This window comes from Vibrio sp. 811 (genome assembly GCF_033339195.1).
This window is the reverse complement of sequence record NZ_JAWOUB010000536.1, coordinates 1-632: the sequence shown is the minus strand read 5'-3', so window position 1 is coordinate 632 and position 632 is coordinate 1. Positions and strand designations below refer to the sequence as shown.

Below are 632 nucleotides of genomic sequence, written 5' to 3'. Positions count from 1 at the left end.
CTGCCGTTTTTGATCTCACTGAGATTATTCCAAACCTTTCTTAATCAGGTACTGATAAGGCAGTTGTTCTGTTTGCGCTGCAATCAACTGGTGATCCATAAAGCGGCAGAAACTCGGAATATCTCGAGTTGTCGATGGGTCGTCCGCTTTTACTAGCAAAACCTCACCATCTTGCATGTTGCGAATTGTCTTCCTGACCATCATCACTGGCTCTGGGCAGCGCAGTCCTTCCGCCTCTAACGTCTTTGTTGCCAGTTCAGGATTAAAGCTCATAGTGTGATTCTCGTAACTAACTTAGCGGTGAATTTTACGTTCGTTGAAAAAATATTCAATAACCACTTGGCAAACGGATTTTTTTGTTTTACCTTAAATTAACAATTTGGTAACAACTGGCAAGGAGAGGCGATGTTAACAGCGTTAGACAGACTCACGATTTACTCAGTGCTGTGTTTTATCTCGTTCTGTGCATTGGTACTTAGAACGCCAGCTGAAACCTCATTGATGCCTTTAGCAGGCATGAGTGCAACCATTATTGGGATTTGGATTGAGATGCACAAATGGTCAGGTGCATCAGAGCAAGAGAATTAGCGCCTCTTGCCTCAATCAAACATGATCAATACCGCTCACCTATT

Annotated in this window: 2 protein-coding genes; one reads left to right on the top strand and one right to left on the bottom strand. The window is 43.0% G+C overall.

Going from position 1 to position 632, the window contains the following annotated elements; genetic code table 11:
• Positions 1 to 24: 24 nt before the first annotated feature.
• Positions 25 to 273: a sulfurtransferase TusA gene (gene tusA, locus R7Q46_RS27950; protein ID WP_005426051.1), complete on the bottom strand. Its 249-nt coding sequence runs from the start codon at positions 271 to 273 to the stop codon at positions 25 to 27.
• A gap of 132 nt (positions 274 to 405) precedes the next feature.
• On the opposite strand from tusA, the gene R7Q46_RS27945 reads away from it, so the two are divergent.
• Positions 406 to 588 (top strand): hypothetical protein, encoded by a 183-nt coding sequence (locus R7Q46_RS27945; RefSeq protein ID WP_005458692.1) that lies wholly within the window; start codon positions 406 to 408, stop codon positions 586 to 588.
• Positions 589 to 632 lie beyond the last annotated feature (44 nt).

Bases quoted from the DNA above. Each gene is read 5' to 3' on its own strand.
- R7Q46_RS27945 (WP_005458692.1), top strand. From the start codon at position 406: ATGTTAACAGCGTTAGACAGACTCACGATTTACTCAGTGCTGTGTTTT.
- tusA (WP_005426051.1), bottom strand. From the start codon at position 273: ATGAGCTTTAATCCTGAACTGGCAACAAAGACGTTAGAGGCGGAAGGA.